This window comes from Prauserella flavalba, from assembly GCF_003202235.1.
Classification (GTDB): Bacteria; Actinomycetota; Actinomycetes; order Mycobacteriales; family Pseudonocardiaceae; genus Prauserella_A; species Prauserella_A flavalba.
Genome location: NZ_MASU01000005.1, coordinates 1,575,172 through 1,595,040, shown reverse-complemented (window position 1 = coordinate 1,595,040; position 19,869 = coordinate 1,575,172). Strand labels below are relative to the sequence as shown.

Sequence of the window (19,869 nt, the reverse complement as noted above, 5' to 3'; positions counted from 1 at the left end):
TGCGCCCCTCGGCGCCGGGATGGTTCAATCAGGCGGTGACCGAGAATCCCGAGACACCGACCGTCGTGACGGCCCACCGGGAGATCGCCGCCGGTGCGGAACGGATCTTCGAACTGATCGCCGATCCCGCGCGGCAGCCGCGGTGGGACGGCAACGACAACCTCGCCGAGGCGCCGGAGGGCCAGCGCGTCCGCGGCACCGGCGACGTGTTCACCATGACGCTCACCAACGGCGCCGTGCGGGCGAACCGGGTCGTCGAGTTCGAGGAGGGGCGGCGCATCGCGTGGCTGCCGTCCGAGCAGGGGAAGGAACCGCCGGGGCACCTCTGGCGGTGGGAGCTGGAACCGCTCGGCGCGGGCCGCACCAGGGTGGTCCACACCTACGACTGGTCGCGGCTGACCGACGAGAACCGCTTCGCCAGGGCCAGGGCGACGACCGAGGACCGCCTGCGCGCCTCGCTTGACCGGCTCGCCGAGGTCGCCGAGTCGGACTGACCGGCCGGCCGTGGATCCGTGCCCGGCCGGCGAGAGGCCGTCGGCCGGCCGGGCACGGGGCTTCGCCCTACGACGCGTAGGTGAGCAGGCTCCGCGACACCTCAGGGTCGCGCAGCTTCAGCATGGTGCGCTTCTCGATCTGGCGCGCCCGCTCGCGCGTGACGCCGCAGACGCGGCCGACCTCCTCGAACGTGCGCTCGCGCCCGCCGTCGAGACCGAACCGCAGGCGGATCACCTCCTGTTCCCTCGGCGTGAGGGTCGCGAGCACGGTGTCGATCTCGCCGCGCAGCGCCTTGCCCGCGCTGTCGTCGGCCGGGGACTCCGGCTGGCGCAGGATCTCCCACAGTGGACGGTCACCCTGGTCGCCGACGGTCTGGTCGAGGCTGATCGGCTCGCAGTCGTAGGACAGCAGCTCGATCACCTCGGACACCGGGATCTCCAGGTCCCGCGCGATCTCGGCGTGAGTCGGGTCGTAGCCCAGCTCCGTCGCCAGCGCCCTGCGCGTCCTCGTCACCCGCTGGACCCGGTCGAGCACCCGCGCCGGGATGCGAATGGTGCGGCTCTGCTCGCCCAGCGCACGGTTGATCGACTGCCGGATCCACCACGTGGCGTAGGTCGAGAACTTGAACCCCGGGGTGTGGTCGAACTTCTCGACCGCCCGGATGAGCCCGATGTTGCCCTCCTGGATCAGGTCGAGCAGGGCAAGGCCACGGCCGGTGTAGCGCTTGGCGATGCTGACGACCAGCCGCAGGTTGGCCTCGAGCAGCTCCTTCTTCGCCGCCCTGCCGATACCGGCGATGGCACGCAGGTCGGCGTGGTCATACCGGTCGGTGCCCTCGGCGAGCAGCTGCTCGGCGAACAGGCCCGCCTCGATGCGCTGTGCCAGCTCGGCCTCCTGCTCGCGCGTGAGCAGCTGCGTGCGTCTGATGCCGTTGAGGTAGGTCCCGACCAGGTCGGAATGCGGGCCGTGCCCCGCCTGCGAGGTGTTGTCGATCTGCGGTACGGACACCAGTGGTTCCCTTTCAAGTGCCCCCGGACTTCTGGCTGAGTAGAGGTTCGCGCGGTCCTCTGGCCGGCACCGGGGCGTCGCGGCACCCGTACCGGCGGGGCCAAGCGCAGGTCAGCGCCGTGGCGCGGGCCAGGCCTCGCGCGGGGTGCGGATCGACTACGGGGCAGGCTGGCGTCGTGTGGTTATCGTCAGCTGAGTGGTGGGAAGCACGCAGGCGCGCAGGCAGCCGTGGTTCCGCCCGCGCAGGCGGTGGGCCCGGGTAGGCCCGGCCGGCGTGGGCAGGCTGCTGGTGTTCGAGGTCGTCCAGGTGACGGTCTTCGTGGTCGTCGTCCAGGAGTCGTGGGCGGCCATCACCGGCACCGTCGTGGGCGTACTCGCCGTCGTCGTGACCTTCGGCCGTCACCGCGGCCGCTGGTGGAGCGAGCACGTCCGGCTGTGGTGGCGTTATCGCGCGCGGCGCGGCCACTCCGGATGCGCTGCGGACGACGCGCGGCTGTCGTCGGTCCGGGAGCTCGTGCCCGATCTGGTGGTGGAGAACGTCGACGGACCCGGTGGCGTCCCGCTCGGCATGGGCGGTGACGGCGCGGGCTGGTTCACCGCGCTCGAGGTGGTGCCCGCGCCCGACGACCGCGCCCGGCCGCCGTTGCCGCTCGCGGCACTGGCCCGGCTGGTCACCGACGCGGAGCAGTCCGGCGCCGTGCTGCAGGTCGTCGCGCACGGGCCGCCGGACGGCGCGCTGTGGGTGGCGGTGCGGCTCGACGGGGCCGCCGTGGCCGATTCGGTGGTCGACGACACCGACGTCCGGGTGGACGTTCCCGCGGTGCTGGCCGAGCTGACCCGGCGGGTGGCGCGGATCCTGCGCAGGCGGGGACTCGGCACGCGGCTGCTCAGCGCGGGTGACCTGCTCGACGCGCTCGTCCGCTCGTGCGGTCTGGGCACCGGCGCGACCGCGAACATCGAGGAGCGATGGGAGGCCTGGCAGGTGGACGAGGTACGGCACGGCTGCTTCTGGCTCGCGTCCTGGCCCGATCCGGAACGGGGCACGGCGTTGCTGGCCGCGTTGCGTGACCTGCCCGCGGCACGGACCAGCCTCACGTTCCTGCTGGAGCCGGGCTACGACGGCACGGGCGTGCGCTGCCTGCTGCGCCTGGCCGCCCCGGCGCCCTCCTACGAGGCGGCATGCGCGCACGCGCAGCGGCTCGCCGAGAACCTGGGCGGACGACTGTTCCGGCTCGACGGCGAACACGCCCCCGCCGTGTACGCCACCGCGCCGAGCGGAGGCGGTGCGCGATGACCGTGCCGGAGGGTGCGAGGCAGGGACGGCCCCGCCACGGTGAGCAGCTCGTGGCGACAGCCGTCGCGCGGGAACCAGCGCGGGCCGAGTCCGAGGATGCGGCACCGGCCACGGCCACGGCGAGCGCGTCAGCGCGGGCGCTGCCCGCACCGCAGGCGGCCGCGAGGCCACTGGCCACGCCGGCGTTCCCACCAGCTCCACCCCCGGCCGGTGACGGCTCGCGGAGCGAGCCGAGGGCACGGCCGGAGTGGCGGACCCGCCGTCATCGCGGGCTCAGCAGGCTGCACATCGGCAGGCACGTGGCCACGGCGGACGAACTGGACCGCCTGCAGCTCACCGGCCGCGCGGTGGGGCTGCCGCTCGGCCGGGACCAGGCGGGCGCGCCCGTCCCGTTGCCGCTGTTCGGCCCGCGCCCGTCGCTGGCGGTCCTGCTCGGCGGACTGTGGGCGGCCAGGCTCGTGGTGTTCCGTTCGCTCGGTTTCGGGGCGAGGGCGGTGGTCTTCACCGGCCGGTACGCGGCCTGGCGGCACCTCGGGCAGTGGGCGACGGGGCGCACCGACCGGGTCGCGGTGCTCCCGCCCGGTTCGCCGCTGGGCACGGTGGCCTCCGCCGACACGCCGTTGCTCCGGGTGGACGACCTGGACGACGCCGGTGAGGCGGTGCCCTCGCCCGCGGGAGAGCCGCCGTGGCAGACCCGGTTGCTGGTGTGCGGGCGGCTCACCCCCGCGCGGTTGCCCGCGGTCCGTGCCGCCGACGTGCTGCTGACCCAGCGGCTGACGCCGGAGGAGGCGGCCGCCGTGGTGCGCGCCCGCGGTCTCGCCGACCGGGGCGCGCATGCCCTGCAGCTGCTCCAGGACGACATGCTCGCGCTGGACGCCGGCACGGGGATCAGGTACGCCTGGACCGAGCCGGACGGCGCCGAGCAGCGGGCGCTCGGCCGACCGGGCGCGCGGTGAGGCGGGGCCGTGGGAGACGAGGCGCCCCCACGCCGGGGGTTTCACGTGGGGGCACCTCATTCCGGCCGCCGCTCAACCGGAAACCTGGAAGGGCGATACGCACGGGCGGACGGGACGGCCCTGTTCGGGACACAGTGGACCGTCACGCCGTCGCGCTCGCCGCGCGGCCTGGGAAGCCGAACGGGCAGTAGGCTCCCCGCGCCGTGCGCTGGCATCTCCAGGTCCTCCTTTTCTTGCGCGACAACGAAAAGCTACGGGTCGTGGCGACGTCCACGCAGTCTTCTTGAGGAATCTTGAGCTTTGCGATCTTGCCGGCGACCACGAAGAACGCTCGCGCTGCTCGGCGTCCTGCTACTGGGCCTGCTGCCCCCGGCGTCGACGGCCGCCGAGCACGGCGGTCCGGTGCGCCGCGTCGTCATCGTGTCCGGTTCCACCGGCGGGATCTACTACTCCTACGGGCTGGCCCTCGCGCGCGAGCTCGCCGCGGCCACCGGCGTTCGCGCACGGGTGGTGGCGACGCAGGGATCGGTGGAGAACCTGCGGGCGCTGGTGGAGGGCACCGGTGACATCGCGTTCAGCGCGGCCGACGCGGTGACGGAGACCGGCCTCCCGCCTGGCGAACCCGTGGGCTCGCTGAGGGCGATCGGCCGGCTCTACGACGACTACCTGCACGTGGTGGTGCCCGCGTCGTCTCCGGTGCGGGAACTCGGCGATCTGCGTGGCCGCACCGTGTCGATCGGCTCGGCCGGAAGCGGGACCGAGCTCATCGCGCGGCGGATCCTGGAGCCGGCCGGCCTCGGAACGGGCGGGATCCGGCCGGTCTCGCTCGGGCTGGGCGATTCCGCGGCCGCGATGCTGCGCGGTGAGGTCGACGCCTTCTTCTGGTCGGGTGGCCTGCCGACGCGCGCGGTGTCCGCGCTCGCCGCCGAGCTGCCGATCCGGTTGCTGCCGCTCGGCAACGAGGCCGCGTCGATGCGCGCCACCCACGGCAGCGCCGGCTACCGGGTGGCGACCGTGCCGGGCGGCACCTACGCGGACGTGCCGCAGACGCGCACGCTCGCGGTGCCCAACTACCTGCTCGTGCGTGCCGACGCCGATCCCGCCGTGGTCGCATGGGTGACCCGGCTGCTGTTCGAGCGCAGCCGCACACTGGCCGAGGCGGTGCCGGTCGCGCGCTCGCCGAGCCCGAGGACCGCGATCTTCACCGACCCCGTCCCGTTGCATCCCGGTGCGCTCGCCTACTACCGAGCGATCAAGCCGTGATCGGCCGCCCTGAGCACGAGCCGCACGGTCAGCCCGCCCTGGGCGGTGGGTTCCGCCTCGACGCGGCCGCCGTGCTGGCGCAGCAACTCCGACGCGATGCTGAGGCCGAGTCCGGTTCCCGCGACGTTCTGGTGCCGGGGGCTGCGCCAGAACCGGTCGGTCACCCTGGCGAGCTCGTCGTGGTCCAGACCGGGACCGGTGTCGCTGACGGCGATCGCCAGCTCGTCGCCGTCGCGCCGGATCCTGACCGAGACCGCGCCCCCTCGGGGCGTGAACTTCAGGGCGTTGTCGAGCACGACGTCCAGTGACGTGCTCAGCGCGGTCGGCTCGAACCACGCGTGCGCCGGCTGGTGCGGGCCGCCGGTCACCGTGATCCGCCGGTTCCTCGCGAGCGGCGCCCAGGCGAGCAACCGCTCGTCGACGATGGCGCTCACCTCGACGAGCGCGGGCTCGCCCGCACCGGCGTCGGCGCGGGCGAGCCGGAGCAGATCGTCGAGAATGTGGCCGAGTCGTTTGGCCTCCGTTCGCACGTGTTCGTGATCCTCCTCGTGGCCGGGCCGCAGTGCGAACTCCAGCTGGTCGATGCGAAGCTGCAGCGCTCCCAGCGGATTGCGCAGCTGGTGGGAGGCGTCGGCGACGAACTTCCGCTGCCGGTCGATCGCGGCCTCGACCCGCGCGGCCATGTCGTTGAACGACGCGGCGAGCCTGCGCAGCTCGGGCGGCCCGCTCCGGCCGGCGACCCTGGCCGTGAGCCTGCCGGAGCCGAACTCGTGCGCGGCCCGGTCGAGCAGCCCGATGGGCCGCAGCACCCACGACGCGATCCGCGAGGCCACCGCCACGCAACAGGTGAGCGTCAGCAGCGCCGCCACGGCCACCACGCCGACCACGACACCGCCCCTGTGCCGGAGGTCGTCGGTGGGCGAGAGGGTGACCAGCGCGCCGAGCACGTCGCCGTCGCGGGTCACCGGCTCGGCCACGACGAGGTCCTTCGACTGCCACGGCAGGATGCGCGTGCCGGTCACGTCCCGGTGCCCGCTGAGGGCCATCGCCACGTGCTCGCGCACGTCCGGATCCGCCCAGCGGGCCGTGTCGCTCGACGCGAGCCGGACCGCGGGCGTGGGATCGAACAGCGCGACCCGCACCCCGTGTACCTCTTCGTAGCGCCGGAAGTCGGTGAGCAGCGAGATCCGGTCGGCGCCGGTGGTCGCGGCCTCGGCCATCGAGACCAGCCTGCGGGCGTCGTCGCGCCGGTCGGTGAGCATGGTCTGCTGTTCGACGTCGATCCGGCTGCCCGCGAGCGGCACCGACAGCGCGGTGACGACGGCGGCCATGAGCAGCGCGAGAACGGCGCGCAACCTCGCTCGCACCGGTGGTTCACCCGGCCCGCAGCCGGTACCCGATGCCGCGGACCGTCTCGATGGTGTCGGCGGGCGCCAGCTTGCCGCGCACCGATGCGATGTGCACCTGCAGGGTGCGCTGGGCACCGCGCCACGACGCACCCCACAGCTCGCTGATGATCTGCTCGTAGCGCATGACCACCCCGGGGCTGCGCGCGAGCAGCGCCAGGATGTCGAACTCGAGCCGGGTCAGGCGCACCGAGCGGCCGTCGACGCTCGCCTCGCGGCGTCCCACGTCGACCTTGACCCGGCACTGCTGCGCGCCGGGCGCGGGCTCCGGGAGCAGGGCGCGTCCGGCGGTGCGCCTGCGGACCACGGCGTTGAGCCGGGCGAGCAGTTCCCGCGAGTCGTACGGCTTGACGATGTAGTCGTCGGCGCCGAGGTCGAGGCCGTGCACCCGGGACCGCAGGTCGTCGCGGGCGGTGACGATGAGCAGCGCGGCGTCGGTGGCCGTCCGGATGCGCCTGCAGACGTGCGTGCCGTCCCGGTCGGGCAGCCCCAGGTCGAGGAGCACGACGTCGAGCGTGTCGTCGACCGCGGCGAGCGCCTCGGCCGCGGTTCCGGCCACCCGGATCTCGTACCCGTAGTGCAGCAGGACGGCCGACAGCGCGCCGACCACCGCGTCGTCGTCCTCCACGATCAGCACTCGCATCGACACCGCTGCCGCCCCGCTACTGCCTGCCGAGCACCGGTGCGGTGTCGGGTCGCGTGGGGGCCGGGCGGTCGGCGCCGGAGACCAGCGGTCCGCCCGGGGTCGAGACCTCCCAGGCGCTTTCGTCGGTGACCGGGGCCGGGTGCCGTGGTTCGCCGGTGACGTGGCGGTCGGTGCGGTCGGCCTGGACGGCGGGCTGCTCGGCTGCCGGCGGTGCGTCGGCTCGCCGCAGTGCGGCCGGTACCTCCACCGCGTGCCGCGGCTGCTGCTCCGGGGTGCCGGCGGTGCGGCCGGCGAGCACGGAGGGGACGTCGCCGGGCAGCCCCGCGGTGAACTCCGACGCCGGGGCGGTGCGGCGGCGCCGTTCGGCCTCGCGCCGCCGCTGGGTGGCCCTGCGCTCGGCGCGCTGCTCGGTGTAGCTGCGGCGCGGGGTGGCGAGCCGCTGGTTGACGAGCACCGGTGGGGCGGCGGTGCCGGGCGCGGTCTGCTCGGCCGCGGGTGCCTCGGCGAGGCCGCCCGGCCGGGTCCGTTTGCGGTCCCGTTCGCCGAGCACGGGCGGTGCCGCGGCGCCGGGTGGAGGTGCGAACGCGTCCTGCCGGTACCGCCCGGTGCCGCTTTGCTCCGAAGTGGACTGACGGGTGCCCGGTGGTGCCGTACCGGGTGCTCCCGGCGGGAGCGCGGGCTCCTCCGGAACGGACTGGCCGTCACGCGATGGCTGCCGCTGGTGGTGGCCCGGCTGCCGCCCGCCCGGTGGCATGCCGGTGCCAGGGGGAAGTCCGGTGCCCGGTGGCAGGCCGGTGCCGGGGGAGAGGCCGGTGCCCGGCGGAAGGCCCGTTCCGGGTGGTGCGCCGATGGTGCTTCCCGGTGGCCCCGCGAGCGACGTGGCGCCGGACATCCCCGGAGGGGTCAGCGTCCCGGGCGAGCGGAGCACCCCGAGGTTCGGCGTTCCACCGGCTCCCGAGCCGAACCCGGGTGGCGCCGAGGGACGGAGGGTGAGGGTGCCGGGCCGGGCGGGCGGAGGCGTGAGGCCGTTGCCCGGCGGCGGCGCCGGGGTGATCCCCGCCAGGCCCGGACCCGGTGCGGGCGGCGGCGTGGGCGACGGCGCCGGGGGCGGCGGTGCCACCTCGCCCGCCGGGGGCGTGCCGGTGAACCCGGGCGGCGGCGTTGCCCCGGGGGCGGGCGCACCGGCGAGCGCGGGAGCCGGTGCCGGCGGGGGTGCGGCCGTCGTGAAGGTCGCCGCCGGTGGTGGTGCCGCGGTGGCTCCCGCACTGCCACCGAAACCTGGTGGGGGTGCCGCGCCGAACCCCGGCGGGACACCGGGGGCGCCCCCTGGCGGGCCACCCGGCAGGGTCGGCAGCCCGAACGCACCAGGATGGAAGACCCCGTCGAGCGGTGTCATCTTGGGTCCCCGGGCCCCGGCGATCCGTTGCGTGTAGGGCAGATAGGCGTCCGCGGCCTCCCGCGCGAGCAGCTGGGCCCGTTCGTTGTACTCCTTCTTGACCTCCGACTCGGTGGGCTTGCTGTTGATGTCGGTGTGGGTTCCGCCTTCCTTGGCGGGGAGATAGGGAGTGCCGTCGGGCTTGGAGTCCTCCAGCGCCGTCTGGTATTCCTCCCAGAGACCGGCCATCTCCTCCTGCTTCTCGCGCATGACGCCCGCGAGCCCGCGCAGGGCGCTCGCCGTGTCGGCGGCCGACTCCTGCCATTGGTCCAGATACACCAGCGTGGTCCCGACCCGGAGGAGGAACGCGGCCTTCGCCGAGGGCGACTCCCAGTTGGCGTCCAGGCCGTCGGTCTGGGTACGCAGGTCGCCGCTCAGCGTGGAGAGCATGCCCGCGAGCTTGCCGAACTGCCCGGCGCGATCGTCGACGTTGCCGGGTTGCTCGCCGCTGATCTCGAGGTTGATCGCCTCGATCGTGTCGCCGCGGGCCCCCTCGGCGACCCCGATCTCCAGCGTCCGCTCGGTGGTCGGCGGCGGCCCGCCCCGGACGGAGGGGTGCCAGTTGGCGGCGACGTCGCCGGCGTCGTCGCTCGGAATGTAATGGGTCGTGCCGTTCGGCCCGCCGTGTGGCGGGCTTGCTCCGTAGTAGTCCTCGCCGGGCATGTCCCGTCCCCTCGTCCGATCAGAGGCCCGGGGCCTGTTCCCGTGCTTCCTGCTGCTGCTGTTCCGCCAGCGCCGTCCAGTCGTCGGGCGTCACCGGGTCCGGCTGCGGCGTGATGGTGCGGTGTCCCGAGGTCTCGCTGTTGCCGTCGGCGTCCTGCCGCTCGGTGTGCATCTCGACGGTGCCGTCGCGGTGGTGGTACTCGTGCTGGATGGTGCGCCGCACCAGCTCGCCGTTCTCGTCGCGGACCTCGGTGACGTGCTGCGTGTGCGTCAGGCCGGCATGCGGATAGGACTCGTGCGTCGTGTACTCCTCCGGCTCGGGCGCGGAGCCGGACTCCGGCGCCTGCTCTCCGTCGGCGGAAGCGCCGGAGGCGGGCTGCTCGCTGTACAGGTCCTCCACGGTGGTGCCGTCGATGTGCGAGGGCAGCCCGGCAGGCCTGCTCGCCCCCGGGCTGTCGAAGGCGAACTTGATCGCGTTGAGGCTCACCGCGCTCATCGCGTCACCGCCGCCGTAGAGGTCGGCGATGATGTGCGCGACCGAGGACAGCACGGTCAGGTTCCGCATCGCGTCCCCGACGAACAGCTGCGCTTCCTCCGCGCTCCACGCGGTCGCGGCCTCCGCCTCCCGTCCCGGTGGGAAGAAGCCGGTGCTGAACTGGCCGTCGCCGCCGCCGTGCAGCAGGGCGGACTCGGCACCGAGGTAGTCCTGAACCCCCTCCCGCAGGCTCGCCACGTTCTCGCCGAACGTGCGGAAGGAGCCGAGGTCGGCGTCGAGCTCGCTCATGGGTGCCTCCGGATGCCGCCGTGGACGGGGACGAGTGCTGTCCCGGTGAAGTCAACCCTCACGGCGCAACCCCTGGCGGCAGGTGCGCCAGCTGCACCAGCCGGGCCCCGGAGCGCCGGGTGATCAGGCGGCCGCGGCCCGCGGGCAGCGGCTGTGCCTTGAGGTTGCCCAGCAGCGGACCCTCCTCCTTGCTGCCCGACATCAGGATGCCGGGCGAGGCGAGGTCCCGGATGCGCGCGATCACCGGGTCGAACAGGGCCCTGGCCGCGCCGCCGGTGCGCCGGGTGACCACCAGGTGCAGGCCGATGTCGCGGCCCTGGGTCATGAACTCCAGCAGCGGCGCGAGCGGGTTCTCGTGTGCGTGCGGCACCACGAGGTCGTAGTCGTCGACGAGCACGAACAGCTCGGGCCCGCTCCACCAGTCGCGGTCGCGCAGCTGTTCGGGCGTGATGTCGCCGCCGGGCAGGCGTTTCGTCATCGCGTTCACCGTCAGCCCCACCATCTGTTCCACGGTCGCGCGGCTGGTGGCGTAGCCGATGCGGTACTCCTCGGGGACCAGCCCGAGCATGCTGCGCCGGTAGTCGATGAGCGCGATCTGGGCCTGTTCGGGTCCGTACCGCGCCATGATCCCGGTGGCCAGTGCGCGCAGGAACGTGCTCTTGCCGCATTCGACGTCGCCGAGCAGCAGCAGGTGCGGCTCGGTCTCGAAGTCCAGGCGCACCGGGCGCAGGTCGCTCTCGGCGATCCCGATCGGGATGCCCCGCTCGTCGGGAGCGGGCAGCGTGGCGTAGGGCAGCAGCGAGGGCAACAGCCGCACGCGCGGGGCGGCGGGACCGGGCGCGGCGTCGCTCACGGCGCCGACGAAATGGCTCACGCCCTCGGTGAGCTCCGCGTCCGTCGAGCGTCCGTCCACTCTGGGCACCGCGGCGAGGAAGTGCATGCCGTCCGGGGTGAGCCCCCTGCCCGGCGTCTGTTCCGGCACGGTGGCCGCCTTGCGCCGGTTGACCGCGGAGTCGGCGGGGTCGCCCAGCCGCAGTTCGAGCCTGGTGCCGAACATGTCCTTGGTGTTCATGCGCAGGTCCATCCAGCGGTTGCACGTCGCGATCACGTGCACTCCGAAGCCGAGGCCGCGGTTCACCAGCTCGCCGACCACCGGCTCGAGGTCCTCGAACTCGGTGCGCAGCGTCGTCCAGCCGTCGACGACGAGGAACAGGTCGCCGAACGGGTCCTCGGCGAACCTGCCCGAGCGCAGCAGCCGCCGGTAGGTGGCCATGCCGTCGATCCCGTGTTCGGCGAACCGCTGTTCCCGCTCCAGCAGCAGGTTGTGCGCCTCGGCGACGCTGCGCCGGACCTGGTCGGTGTCGCGGCGGGTCGCCGTGCCGCCGACGTGGGCGAGCTCGCGCAGCGCGGTGAGCCCGCCGCCACCGAAGTCGAGGCAGAAGAACTGGACCTCGGCGGGGGTGTGGGTGAGCGCGAGGCTGCCGAGGATCGTGCGCACCGCGGTGGTCTTGCCACTGCGCGGTCCGCCGACGACGACCACGTTGCCGCCCGCGCCCGCCAGATCGAGCCGGTAGGTCTCGCGTTTCTGCTCGAACGGCATGTCGATGATCCCGGCGACGGCCCGCAGCGCGCCGTGCTCCCCGGCGAGCTCGGTGGTGAGTCCCCGTTCCGGGTGGTGCACGAGCGGCGCCAGCAGCTGGTCGAGCGTCGGCGGTTCGGCCAGCGGCGGCAGCCACACCTGGTGGGCCGCCCTGCCCTGGCCGCGCATGCGCTCGACGAGCACGTCGAGCAACGTCTCGCCGCCCTCCGGCTCGGTCTCGGCCGCCACCTCCTCGGCGGGCTCGCCGGTGACCGGCACGGCGTAGCGGGTCGAGAAGTCCTGTACCGGGTCGGCCCTGGTGGCGCTCACCCCGGCGGTGCGCTCGGAGCCCTCGCGCCGGTGGCTGCCGGAGACGTAGGCCGCGCGGAACCGGGTGAGCTCGTCGGTACCGGCCTTGAGGTAGCCGTTGCCGGGGGAGCGCGGCAGCTGGTAGGCGTCGGGGAACCCGAGCACGGTGCGGCTCTCCATCGCCGAGAACGTCCGCAGCCCGATCCGGTACGACAGGTGCGAGTCGAGCCCGCGCAGCTTGCCCTCCTCCAGCCGCTGCGAGGCCAGCAGCAGATGCACGCCCAGCGACCGGCCGACCCGTCCGATCTGGACGAACATGTCGATGAAGTCGGGGCGGGCCGTGAGCAGCTCGGAGAACTCGTCGACGATCACCAGCAGCGCGGGCAGCGGCTCGAGCGGCGCTCCGGCGGCGCGGGCCTTCTCGTAGTCGCGCTGGGAGCCGTAGTTGCCCGCCTTGCGCAGCAGCTCCTGGCGGCGCAGCAGCTCGCCCTGGATGGCGTCGAGCATGCGGTCCACGAGGTGCAGCTCGTCGGCGAGGTTGGTGATCACGGCGCTGGTGTGCGGCAGCTGGTCGAGGCTGGCGAACGTCGCCCCGCCCTTGAAGTCCACCAGCACCAGGTTGAGGATCTCGGGATCGTGGGTGACGGCGAGCGCCAGCACGAGCGTGCGCAGCAGCTCCGACTTGCCCGAGCCGGTGGCACCGACCAGCAGCCCGTGCGGGCCCATGCCGTCCTGCGCCGACTCCTTGAGGTCCAGCTCCATCGGCCTGCCGTCGGCCTGCACCCCGATCGCCACGCGCAGCCGGTCGCGGTTGGACCGCGCCGCCCACGCCCGCGACAGGGCGAACTCGTACGGGTCGCCGAGCCCGAGCAGCGCGGTGAGCTCCAGCGTCCCGGCGAGCGGCTGCTCCCCGCTGACGGCCAGCGCCGACAGCCGCAGCGGCGCAAGCGCGCGGGTGAGCGCGTGCGCATCCGGTTCCGCGAGCGCGTCGGCGCGCCCCACGGTGCCCGAGCCGTCCATCGTGCGGCTGGTGAGCGTGCCGTCGTCGGCGATCTCCAGCACGAGCGTGGTGGCGTCCAGAATCCTCGGCGGGGCGTCGGTGAGGTCGAGCAGCGTGACACCCTCGGTGCCGCCCTCCACGAGCAGGTGCTCCGAGCCGTCCTTCGCGCCGCCGTCCAGCACCACGACGACGTGCGCGGCGCCCTCGACGGGAGCCGAGCGCGCGTCGAACCGCGGGCGGTTCGCCAGCACGTCGTCGAGCATGGCCTCCAGCGCCGTCACACTGGAGGCCACCAGCCGCAGCTGCCCGACCGCGTCCAGTTTGGACGGATGCAGAGCGTGCGGCAGCCACTTGGCCCACTCCCAGCGTTCCCGTTCCCCGGGGTGCACGCAGAAGGCCAGCAGCACGTCGCCGGGTGCGTGGAAGGCACCGAGCTGCGCGACGAGCGCTCTGGCGAAGTCACGCTTGCGGGCGGCGTCGCCGGTGACGTAGATGTGGGAGAACCCGCGCAACGCCACCGCCACGGGCAGGTCGGGCACGGTCGAGTAGGTGGTGACGAACCTGCGCAGCGCCATCGCGCACAGCGGCTCCAGCTCGTCGATCGGCTTCGTCTCCGGCGGTACGAGCGGGGTCGCCAGCTCCTGCTGGCCGAGCCCGATGCGGATCACGGTGAAGTCCCAGTCGCCGGGGCGGCGCTCCCACAGCCGGGCGCTGCGTACCGTCGACCAGAGCCGGTCAGGGTCCGGGTGCCGGTAGAGCATGGCCTCGCGCTGGCGGGCGATCGTCTCGCGGACCTGGGCGCGGAGCTGGCTGAGCCTGCGCATGTAGCGGCGGCGGCTCACGATCATGTCCTGCTTGCTGGTGCCCTGGCCTGCCTGGTTGAACACCTGGAAGGCCACCATGCCGAGCAGGCCGATGCCGATGAGCCCGCCCGCGACGAACATGAGCGGGCCGAAGCCCCTGCTGGCGCCCATCATCACGGCCATGCCGCCCGCCATGCCCAGCATCGGCAGGATCATCAGCATCCTGGCCCAGCCGCGGCCCGACGGAACGGGGTTCTCCGGCGGCGGCTCCAGCACCACGTCACCGGACGGCAGCTCGGGTGCCGGACGGCGCAGCGGCCGCTTGACGATCACGGTCCCCAAGATCGACTCCTCGTGCGTCTGGTGTGGACGGACCGGGCGCGGCGCGGGGTCGCGCTTGCCTCTCGTCCCTACCATTCAAGCAACGCCATGCTGCACACGAACGGACCTTCGATGACAGTTGCCTCCGGCACGGCGCTCGCGCGCGTGACCATCGCGACGCCGGAACGGTCGATCGACGTCGCGCTGCCCGAGGACGTCGCCGTCGCCGACCTGCTGCCGTACATCCTGCGGCACGCCGGTGCGGACGCCCCCGACGCCGGGGAGCGGCACGGCGGCTGGGTGCTGCGCAGACCTGACGGCACGAGGGTCGACTCGCGGCGGACGCTGGGCGCGCAGGAGGTCCGCGACGGCGAGATGCTGCACCTGGTGCCGGGACACGCGGACTGGCCGGAACCCGAGTACGACGACGTCGTCGAGACGATCGCCAGCGGCGCGCGCAGGCACGGCCTCAGCTGGGGCGGTGACACGACGCGGCGCTGTACGCTCGCCGTCTGCGCGGTGGTGCTGGCGGCGGGCTCGCTGTTCCTGTTCGTCTTCGAGCCGCCGTGGCTGCTGCCCGGGCTCGCGTTCCTCGGCGCGGCCGTGGTGCTGACCGCCGCGGGGACGGCGGTGGCCCGCGCGGTCCCGGACGCGGGCGCGGGCGCCGTACTCGCGGGCACGGGACTGCTCTACGCGCTGGCGGGCGGCTGGCTGGTCACCGGTCCCCGGCACGCGACCCCCGCGGAGTTCGGCCCGCCGCAGCTGGCGCTGGCGGCCGTCACCGTCGTCGTGTTCGGCGTCGTCGGGCACCTCGGGGTCGCGGCGATGGCGCGCGTGTTCGCCGCCGCCGTCACCGCCGGGCTGCTGGGCCTGCTCGGCGCGCTGCTGGCGGGGCCGCTCGGCGCTGCCGGGTCGGCGGCCGTGGTGCTGACGGTGGGGATCGGGCTGCTGCCGGGCTATCCGGTGCTCGCCATCCGCCTCGGCAGACTGCCGATGCCCGCGCTGCCACAGAGCTCGGCGGAGCTGTTCAGCGACGAGCCGGTGCCGCCGTCGTCCGGCGTGTTCGCCGCGGCGGTGCGCACGGACGAGATGCTGTCCGGCCTGCTGTCCGGGCTCGCCGTGGCGAGTGTGGTCTCCTCGGCCGTGCTGGCCGTGTCCGGGGGCACGGCGAACCTGATCCTGCTGGGCACGGTGGCGGTGGCGCTGCTGCTGCGCGCGCGGCTGTTCGCGGTGGGCCGCCAGCGGGTGCCGCTGCTCACCGCCGGTGCGGTGGCCGCCGCGCTGCTGCTGGGCGGCGTCGTCGCGATGGCCCAGACCAACACCGGCCGCCTGCTGTTCCTGGTGCTGTTACTCGCGATCGCGGGCCTCGTCGCCGTCGCGGGGCTGACCTACAGCCACCGCAACCCCTCGCCCTACCTCGGCCGGATCGCCGATGTGGTCGACGTGGTGGCGATCCTGGCACTGGTGCCGCTGACGTGTTACCTCACCGGCCTGTTCACCCTCGTGCAGGGGCTGATGGCGGGGATCGGCTGACATGCCGTCACGGCGGGACCAGCTGCACTCGTACCAGTTCCTGGTGCAACGCGTCGTCTCCTCGATCATGGTGCGCGAGACCGATCCCGAGCAGACCCCGCTGCGCAGGGGCGTCGGCGCGGTCTTCGGGGGCGTGATGATCTCCGTGCTCGTGGCCGCCGGTTTCGGCGTGGTCGGCGCGCTCACCGGGGTGGGCGGCGACGGCTGGCGCGAGAACGGCTCCATCGTCATCGAACGCGAGACCGGGACGCGGTACGTCTACGTCGACGGCACGTTGCGCCCGGTGCTCAACTATGCCTCGGCCCGCCTGCTGGCCGGGCAGCCCGGCGCGGAGCCGCACCGGGTCGCGGGCAGCAGCCTCGCGGGGATCCCGAGGGAGCCGACCGTCGGCATACCCGGCGCGCCGGACTCGCTGCCGCCCGCGGGCCGCCTGACCGGCACGCCGTGGACGATGTGCAGCGTGCCAGTGCGGGACCCGTCCGGGGCACCGGCGACCACCACCGCGCTGCGGGTCGGCGAGTCCGCACCCGCGGGCTCGCCGCTCGGCGAGCGGGCAGCGCTCGTGCGGGACGCCGACGACGGCACGCCGTACCTGGTGTGGCACGACCAGCGATACCGGATCGTGGGGGAACGGCCGGACAGCGTCGTGCGATCCCTGTACGGCGCAGGGCAGCCGGTGCTCGACGTGGGTGGTGCGTGGCTCAACGGGCTGCCGTCCGGGCAGGACATCGGGCCGGTACCGGTGCAGGGCCTGGGTTCCCCGTCGCCGGCCGCCGGCGGATTCACCATCGGCGACCTCGTGTACCACCCCGTCGGTGGTGGACGGCAGCACTATCTCGTACTGGACGACGGGCTCGCCGCGCTCACCGAGCTGCAGACCCGCATCGTGCGCGGGCAGTACGCCGTGGAACCGGCCGAGATCCCCACCGCGGTCGCGAACTCCCTGCCGTCGAGCGACGCGCTGGCTCAGGCCACGGGGGAGCCCGCACCGCCCGCCGTGCCGCCGCCGCTCGTGCCGGTGCCCTCGGACGGGGAGGCGCCGCTGTGCGCCGAGACGGTCGACGCACGCACGGCGCCGCGCGTGACGATCGGCGGCGACGCGGCCGGCCTCACGCAGGGCATCCGGACCACAGTGGAATCCGGCGCGGGCACCCGGCTTGCCGACCGGGTCCTGGTGCCGCCGGGCGGGGTCGCGGTGGTGCGGGCACTGCCCTCCAGCCGCGCCGAGGCGGGCGCGATCAACCTCGTCACCGACACCGGACTGCGCTACCCGGTCCCGTCGGAGGAGGTGCTGGCCGCGCTCGGCTACGACCCGGCCTCGCTGGTGGACCTGCCCGCGGCGCTGGTGCAGCGCATCCCCGAAGGGCCAACGCTCTCGCCCGAGGCGGCGCTGAGGCCCGCGGTGCCGGTACGGCCGTAGTGCACCCGTACCGCTCCCGGCAGGTGCTCCCGTACCCCCTCGACCTGCGGTTCCGCTGCCGTGCCCGCCAGTCCAGGGTGTCGGTGGCCTGCCAGCGGCCGCCAGCAAGCTTGCCGTGGACAGTCAGGACGACACATGGGGTGACACGCGTTGACTCTCAACTTGACCGAGGCGCAGGTGCTCGCGCTGGAGAACCACATCGACGACACGAACGCGAAGATCCAGGGGATCATGAACGGCGTCATGAGCCAGGTGGCCGCCGTGTCCGGCGGCTGGAAGGGCGAGGGCTACACCGCGTTCTCCCAGCAGCAGACCACCGCGCACGAGACGGTCACGCAGCTGCGCACCGTGCTGCAGCAGCTCAGGGCAGGCGTGACGCAGACCCGGCAGGAAGTCACGCGTGGCGACGAGGACAGCGCCACGGCGGCGCGCGGCATCGACTTCAGCGGTGGCGGCGGGATGCACTTCTCCCGGCTGTGACGCGACTCTGACGAAGGAGGAAAACCCCGATGGCAGAACAGATCAGGTACGAGTTCGGCAGTATCGACGAGACCGGCGCGCTGCTGATCAACGCCGCCGCGCAGTGCAAGGCCGCCGTGGCCGAGCTCGGCGTGAAGATGCGGCAGACGTGCGGTGAGGACTGGCAGGGTGGCGCGTCGGAGATGTACGCGACGGCGCAGACGAAGTGCAACACCCTGCTCGACGAGTTCGCGGAAAAGGAACGCCAGAGCGGCTGCGCGACGCAGCAGGCGGGCACGGACATGCTCGGCATCGACAACCGGTGCGCGGGCCTGTTCGGCTGAGCGGGTCCCGCGGAGCCGGTCCAGGGGTCGGCTCCGCGGGGCTTTCCGCGATCAGGCCGAGAAACGCGGTCCGGGCCGCCGGGTCAGCGCCCGCGGTCGCCGAACAGGCCGCCCAGCGGCCCGGGCGACTCCGGCTCCCGGTGCGCCGGGGGGCTGGGCGCGCGGCCGGTGCGCCACCGGCGGCGCCGCCCCCTCGGGCCGAACACCGCCACGGCCGCGAGCAGTGCCGCCAGCGCGGCACCGGCAGCGGCGAGCCCCGATGCCAGCGTGGTGCTGCGGTCCGTCTCGCGCTGCCTGGCGAGCTCCTCGGCGGTCACGGCCTCGGTGGTCATGGGCGGCAGCGCGACGGGCGCCCCGGCAGCCGTCCCGGCGAGTACGGCCTGATGCGGGTTGACGATGCCGTGCCCGTAGGCCGCGCTACCGGTGCCCTCGCTCGCCGGGGTCGCGGTGGCGAGCAGCCGGCTGGCCACGTCCTCAGTGGACAGCCGGGGCCGGTAGGCGCGGACGAGCGCGGCCGTGCCCGCGACGTAGGCGGTGGCGTAGGCGGTGCCCGCCGCCGTGCCGAGGCCGCCGCCGGGGTGCGGCGCCACCACGTCCTCTCCCGGCGCGACCAGGTCGACCTCGCCGCGCCGGGAGAACCCGGCGATCTCGGTGGTCCGCGTGATCGCCCCGACTCCGAGCACGCCGGGGTGGGCGGCCGGATAGGGCGTCGTGCCGGGGGGATCGTCGCGGCTCGCGTCGCCGACGGCCGCCACCACGAGGGCGTCGCCCGCGAGGGCGCGGCGGACCGCGTCGCGCAGCCGCTCACTGTCGCGATAGGACACTGCGGCGACCGCGATCACCGAGGCATCCTGTTCGGCGGCCCAGTCGATGGCGTCGGCGATCGTGTCCGGGGCGACCGCGTCCGCGGGCTGGGACCCCGTGGGGTAGCGGTCGCCCACGACCTTGGCGGAGAGGATCCGCGCGTCCGGTGCGACGCCGTGGAACCCGGTGCCCGGCAGCTCGGCGCCCGCGACGATGCCTGCCGCGCCGGTGCCGGTGCCGAGGCAGTCGGCGGTGCCGCTGGTGCCGCCGTACGCGTCGGCGGGCGCGAGGTCGATGCTGCCGGCGACCCGGCCGGACAGGAACGGCGAGTCGCCGACGCCGGTGGAGATCACGGCCACGCGCTGGCCCTCGCCGGTGCCGGCCTGCCAGGCGAGGTCCGGGGCAAGCAGGTCCTGTGCCCACGGCACCGGGGTGATCTGCCCGCCCGCGGGCAGGCACTGCTGCGCGAACGCGGGCGCGGGCACGGCGGTCACCGCCGCGAGCGCGAAGGCGGCACAGGACAGGGCTTGCGCACGGCGTGTTACGTACACAGGGGAACGGTAGCCACACGAGGCAACCCGGGAGGAGGCGTCATGGAGATGCCGAGCAGAACGGCGCTGGAGAGCATCATGGGCGAGCTACGGAGGGCGATGGCGTCCATTCCGGACACCCAGCAGCGCCTGATGGAGCTCTCCGGCACGGCGTGGTCGGCGGACCGGACCGTGAAGGTGGTCGTGGGTCCGAGGGGACAGCTGGTGGACGTCGAGATCGATCCGCGGGTGTTCCGCAGGCCGGACGCGCACGCCCTGCGCTCGGCCATTCTCTCCGCGTCGGCGCAGGCGGTGAGCCAGGTGGTGGAGAAAACCCAGGACCTGATGTACGAGCAGCTCCCGCCCGAGGTCGCCGAGCTGCGGGAGCGGTTCCAGCCGGGAAGGCCCGACCCGGTGGCCCGCGCGTTCCGCAGTGACGCCGACCTCGTCGCCGAGCGGGAGGCCGACCGTGGCTAGCTACGTCAGCATCAACAGCAGCCCGGCCGCGATCCGCTCCGCCGGCGGGCGGCTCACCGATCTCGGCAGCGGTTTCCGGGACGCAGGCAGCTGGGCTGACATCGCCGCGCTGGAGGAGTTCGGAGACGACAAGTTCGGCGCCGCGATGCGCGAGCAGTACCCGCCGTCCACCCGGCCCGTCTGGGACAACAAGGTGGCGCTTGGACAGTCTCTTGTGGACACGGGGCAGGACTGCGTCACCGCCATGAACCTCTACGAGCAGCAGGAAGGCGAGAACGCCGCCAACATCAGCAGCATCGACCCACGCGTGGGCTGAGCGGGTCCGGAAAACCGGCAGGGG

17 protein-coding genes are annotated in these 19,869 nt (G+C 73.9%); 10 read left to right on the top strand and 7 right to left on the bottom strand.

Translation table 11 applies throughout. The annotated features are described in order from the left end of the window. The first annotated feature begins 35 nt into the window (after positions 1–35). A complete protein-coding gene (locus tag BA062_RS14955) occupies positions 36–494 on the top strand; it encodes an SRPBCC family protein (RefSeq protein WP_110337385.1) in 459 nt (152 codons plus the stop codon). A gap of 67 nt (positions 495–561) precedes the next feature. On the opposite strand, the gene BA062_RS14950 is transcribed toward BA062_RS14955, so the two are convergent. Further along, positions 562–1,503 (bottom strand): sigma-70 family RNA polymerase sigma factor, encoded by a 942-nt coding sequence (locus tag BA062_RS14950; protein WP_245959825.1) that lies wholly within the window; start codon positions 1,501–1,503, stop codon positions 562–564. Between the two features lie 196 nt (positions 1,504–1,699). On the opposite strand from BA062_RS14950, the gene BA062_RS14945 reads away from it, so the two are divergent. From BA062_RS14945 to BA062_RS14935, 3 genes are all read left to right on the top strand, one after another. Next, positions 1,700–2,797 (top strand): type VII secretion protein EccE, encoded by a 1,098-nt coding sequence (locus BA062_RS14945; protein WP_245959824.1) that lies wholly within the window; start codon positions 1,700–1,702, stop codon positions 2,795–2,797. After that, positions 2,794–3,753, top strand: coding sequence for a hypothetical protein (locus BA062_RS14940; RefSeq protein WP_110336664.1), 960 nt, complete (start codon positions 2,794–2,796; stop codon positions 3,751–3,753). Before BA062_RS14945 ends, BA062_RS14940 begins: the two co-directional genes overlap by 4 nt. Before the next feature lie 300 nt (positions 3,754–4,053). Then, positions 4,054–5,016 (top strand): TAXI family TRAP transporter solute-binding subunit, encoded by a 963-nt coding sequence (locus BA062_RS14935; RefSeq protein WP_110336662.1) that lies wholly within the window; start codon positions 4,054–4,056, stop codon positions 5,014–5,016. On the opposite strand, the gene BA062_RS14930 is transcribed toward BA062_RS14935, so the two are convergent. Genes BA062_RS14930 through eccCa form a run of 5 tightly spaced genes read right to left on the bottom strand, consistent with a single transcriptional unit; the run spans position 4,995 to position 13,974 of the window. Beyond that, positions 4,995–6,383, bottom strand: a complete 1,389-nt coding sequence (locus BA062_RS14930) for a sensor histidine kinase (protein WP_146240037.1) — start codon at positions 6,381–6,383, stop codon at positions 4,995–4,997. The two genes, BA062_RS14935 and BA062_RS14930, sit on opposite strands and share 22 nt — an antisense overlap. A 7-nt stretch (positions 6,384–6,390) precedes the next feature. Further along, positions 6,391–7,065 (bottom strand): response regulator transcription factor, encoded by a 675-nt coding sequence (locus tag BA062_RS14925; protein WP_110337383.1) that lies wholly within the window; start codon positions 7,063–7,065, stop codon positions 6,391–6,393. Positions 7,066–7,084: 19 nt separating this feature from the next. After that, positions 7,085–9,166, bottom strand: coding sequence for a hypothetical protein (locus BA062_RS14920; protein WP_110336658.1), 2,082 nt, complete (start codon positions 9,164–9,166; stop codon positions 7,085–7,087). Between the two features lie 19 nt (positions 9,167–9,185). Beyond that, on the bottom strand, positions 9,186–9,950 hold the full coding sequence (locus tag BA062_RS14915; RefSeq protein ID WP_110336656.1) for a hypothetical protein: 765 nt from the start codon (positions 9,948–9,950) through the stop codon (positions 9,186–9,188). 58 nt (positions 9,951–10,008) lie between these two features. Further along, positions 10,009–13,974, bottom strand: coding sequence for a type VII secretion protein EccCa (gene eccCa, locus BA062_RS14910; RefSeq protein WP_342768918.1), 3,966 nt, complete (start codon positions 13,972–13,974; stop codon positions 10,009–10,011). A 120-nt stretch (positions 13,975–14,094) separates the two neighbouring features. Between eccCa and eccD the strand changes: the two genes are divergently transcribed. The 4 genes from eccD (at position 14,095) to BA062_RS14890 (ending at position 17,718) form a co-directional block, all read left to right on the top strand. Continuing rightward, on the top strand, positions 14,095–15,495 hold the full coding sequence (gene eccD, locus BA062_RS14905; protein WP_110336652.1) for a type VII secretion integral membrane protein EccD: 1,401 nt from the start codon (positions 14,095–14,097) through the stop codon (positions 15,493–15,495). Position 15,496: 1 nt separating this feature from the next. Further along, positions 15,497–16,915 carry a type VII secretion protein EccB gene (gene eccB, locus BA062_RS14900; RefSeq protein WP_110336650.1) on the top strand — a complete coding sequence of 473 codons (1,419 nt, stop codon included), beginning with the start codon at positions 15,497–15,499 and terminating at the stop codon, positions 16,913–16,915. Positions 16,916–17,065: 150 nt separating this feature from the next. Further along, positions 17,066–17,395, top strand: coding sequence for a WXG100 family type VII secretion target (locus BA062_RS14895; protein ID WP_110336648.1), 330 nt, complete (start codon positions 17,066–17,068; stop codon positions 17,393–17,395). A 29-nt stretch (positions 17,396–17,424) separates the two neighbouring features. Beyond that, positions 17,425–17,718 carry a hypothetical protein gene (locus BA062_RS14890; protein ID WP_110336646.1) on the top strand — a complete coding sequence of 98 codons (294 nt, stop codon included), beginning with the start codon at positions 17,425–17,427 and terminating at the stop codon, positions 17,716–17,718. 83 nt (positions 17,719–17,801) lie between these two features. Here the strand turns inward: BA062_RS14890 and BA062_RS14885 are convergent, their stop codons facing one another. Next, positions 17,802–19,073: a S8 family serine peptidase gene (locus BA062_RS14885; protein WP_110336644.1), complete on the bottom strand. Its 1,272-nt coding sequence runs from the start codon at positions 19,071–19,073 to the stop codon at positions 17,802–17,804. A 42-nt stretch (positions 19,074–19,115) separates the two neighbouring features. Here BA062_RS14885 and BA062_RS14880 point away from each other — a divergent pair, with 42 nt between their 5' ends. After that, the gene (locus BA062_RS14880; protein ID WP_110336642.1) at positions 19,116–19,529 is read left to right on the top strand and encodes a YbaB/EbfC family nucleoid-associated protein; all 414 of its coding nucleotides are present in this window, start codon (positions 19,116–19,118) and stop codon (positions 19,527–19,529) included. After that, a complete protein-coding gene (locus tag BA062_RS14875) occupies positions 19,522–19,845 on the top strand; it encodes a hypothetical protein (RefSeq protein ID WP_110336640.1) in 324 nt (107 codons plus the stop codon). The genes BA062_RS14880 and BA062_RS14875 overlap by 8 nt, the downstream gene beginning before the upstream one ends. Positions 19,846–19,869 lie beyond the last annotated feature (24 nt).

Coding starts and splice junctions, on each gene's coding strand:
- BA062_RS14940 (WP_110336664.1), top strand. CDS start 2,794: ATGACCGTGCCGGAGGGTGCGAGGCAGGGACGGCCCCGCCACGGTGAG.
- BA062_RS14925 (WP_110337383.1), bottom strand. CDS start 7,065: ATGCGAGTGCTGATCGTGGAGGACGACGACGCGGTGGTCGGCGCGCTG.
- BA062_RS14920 (WP_110336658.1), bottom strand. CDS start 9,166: ATGCCCGGCGAGGACTACTACGGAGCAAGCCCGCCACACGGCGGGCCG.
- BA062_RS14915 (WP_110336656.1), bottom strand. CDS start 9,950: ATGAGCGAGCTCGACGCCGACCTCGGCTCCTTCCGCACGTTCGGCGAG.
- eccD (WP_110336652.1), top strand. CDS start 14,095: ATGACAGTTGCCTCCGGCACGGCGCTCGCGCGCGTGACCATCGCGACG.
- eccB (WP_110336650.1), top strand. CDS start 15,497: ATGCCGTCACGGCGGGACCAGCTGCACTCGTACCAGTTCCTGGTGCAA.
- BA062_RS14890 (WP_110336646.1), top strand. CDS start 17,425: ATGGCAGAACAGATCAGGTACGAGTTCGGCAGTATCGACGAGACCGGC.
- BA062_RS14880 (WP_110336642.1), top strand. CDS start 19,116: ATGGAGATGCCGAGCAGAACGGCGCTGGAGAGCATCATGGGCGAGCTA.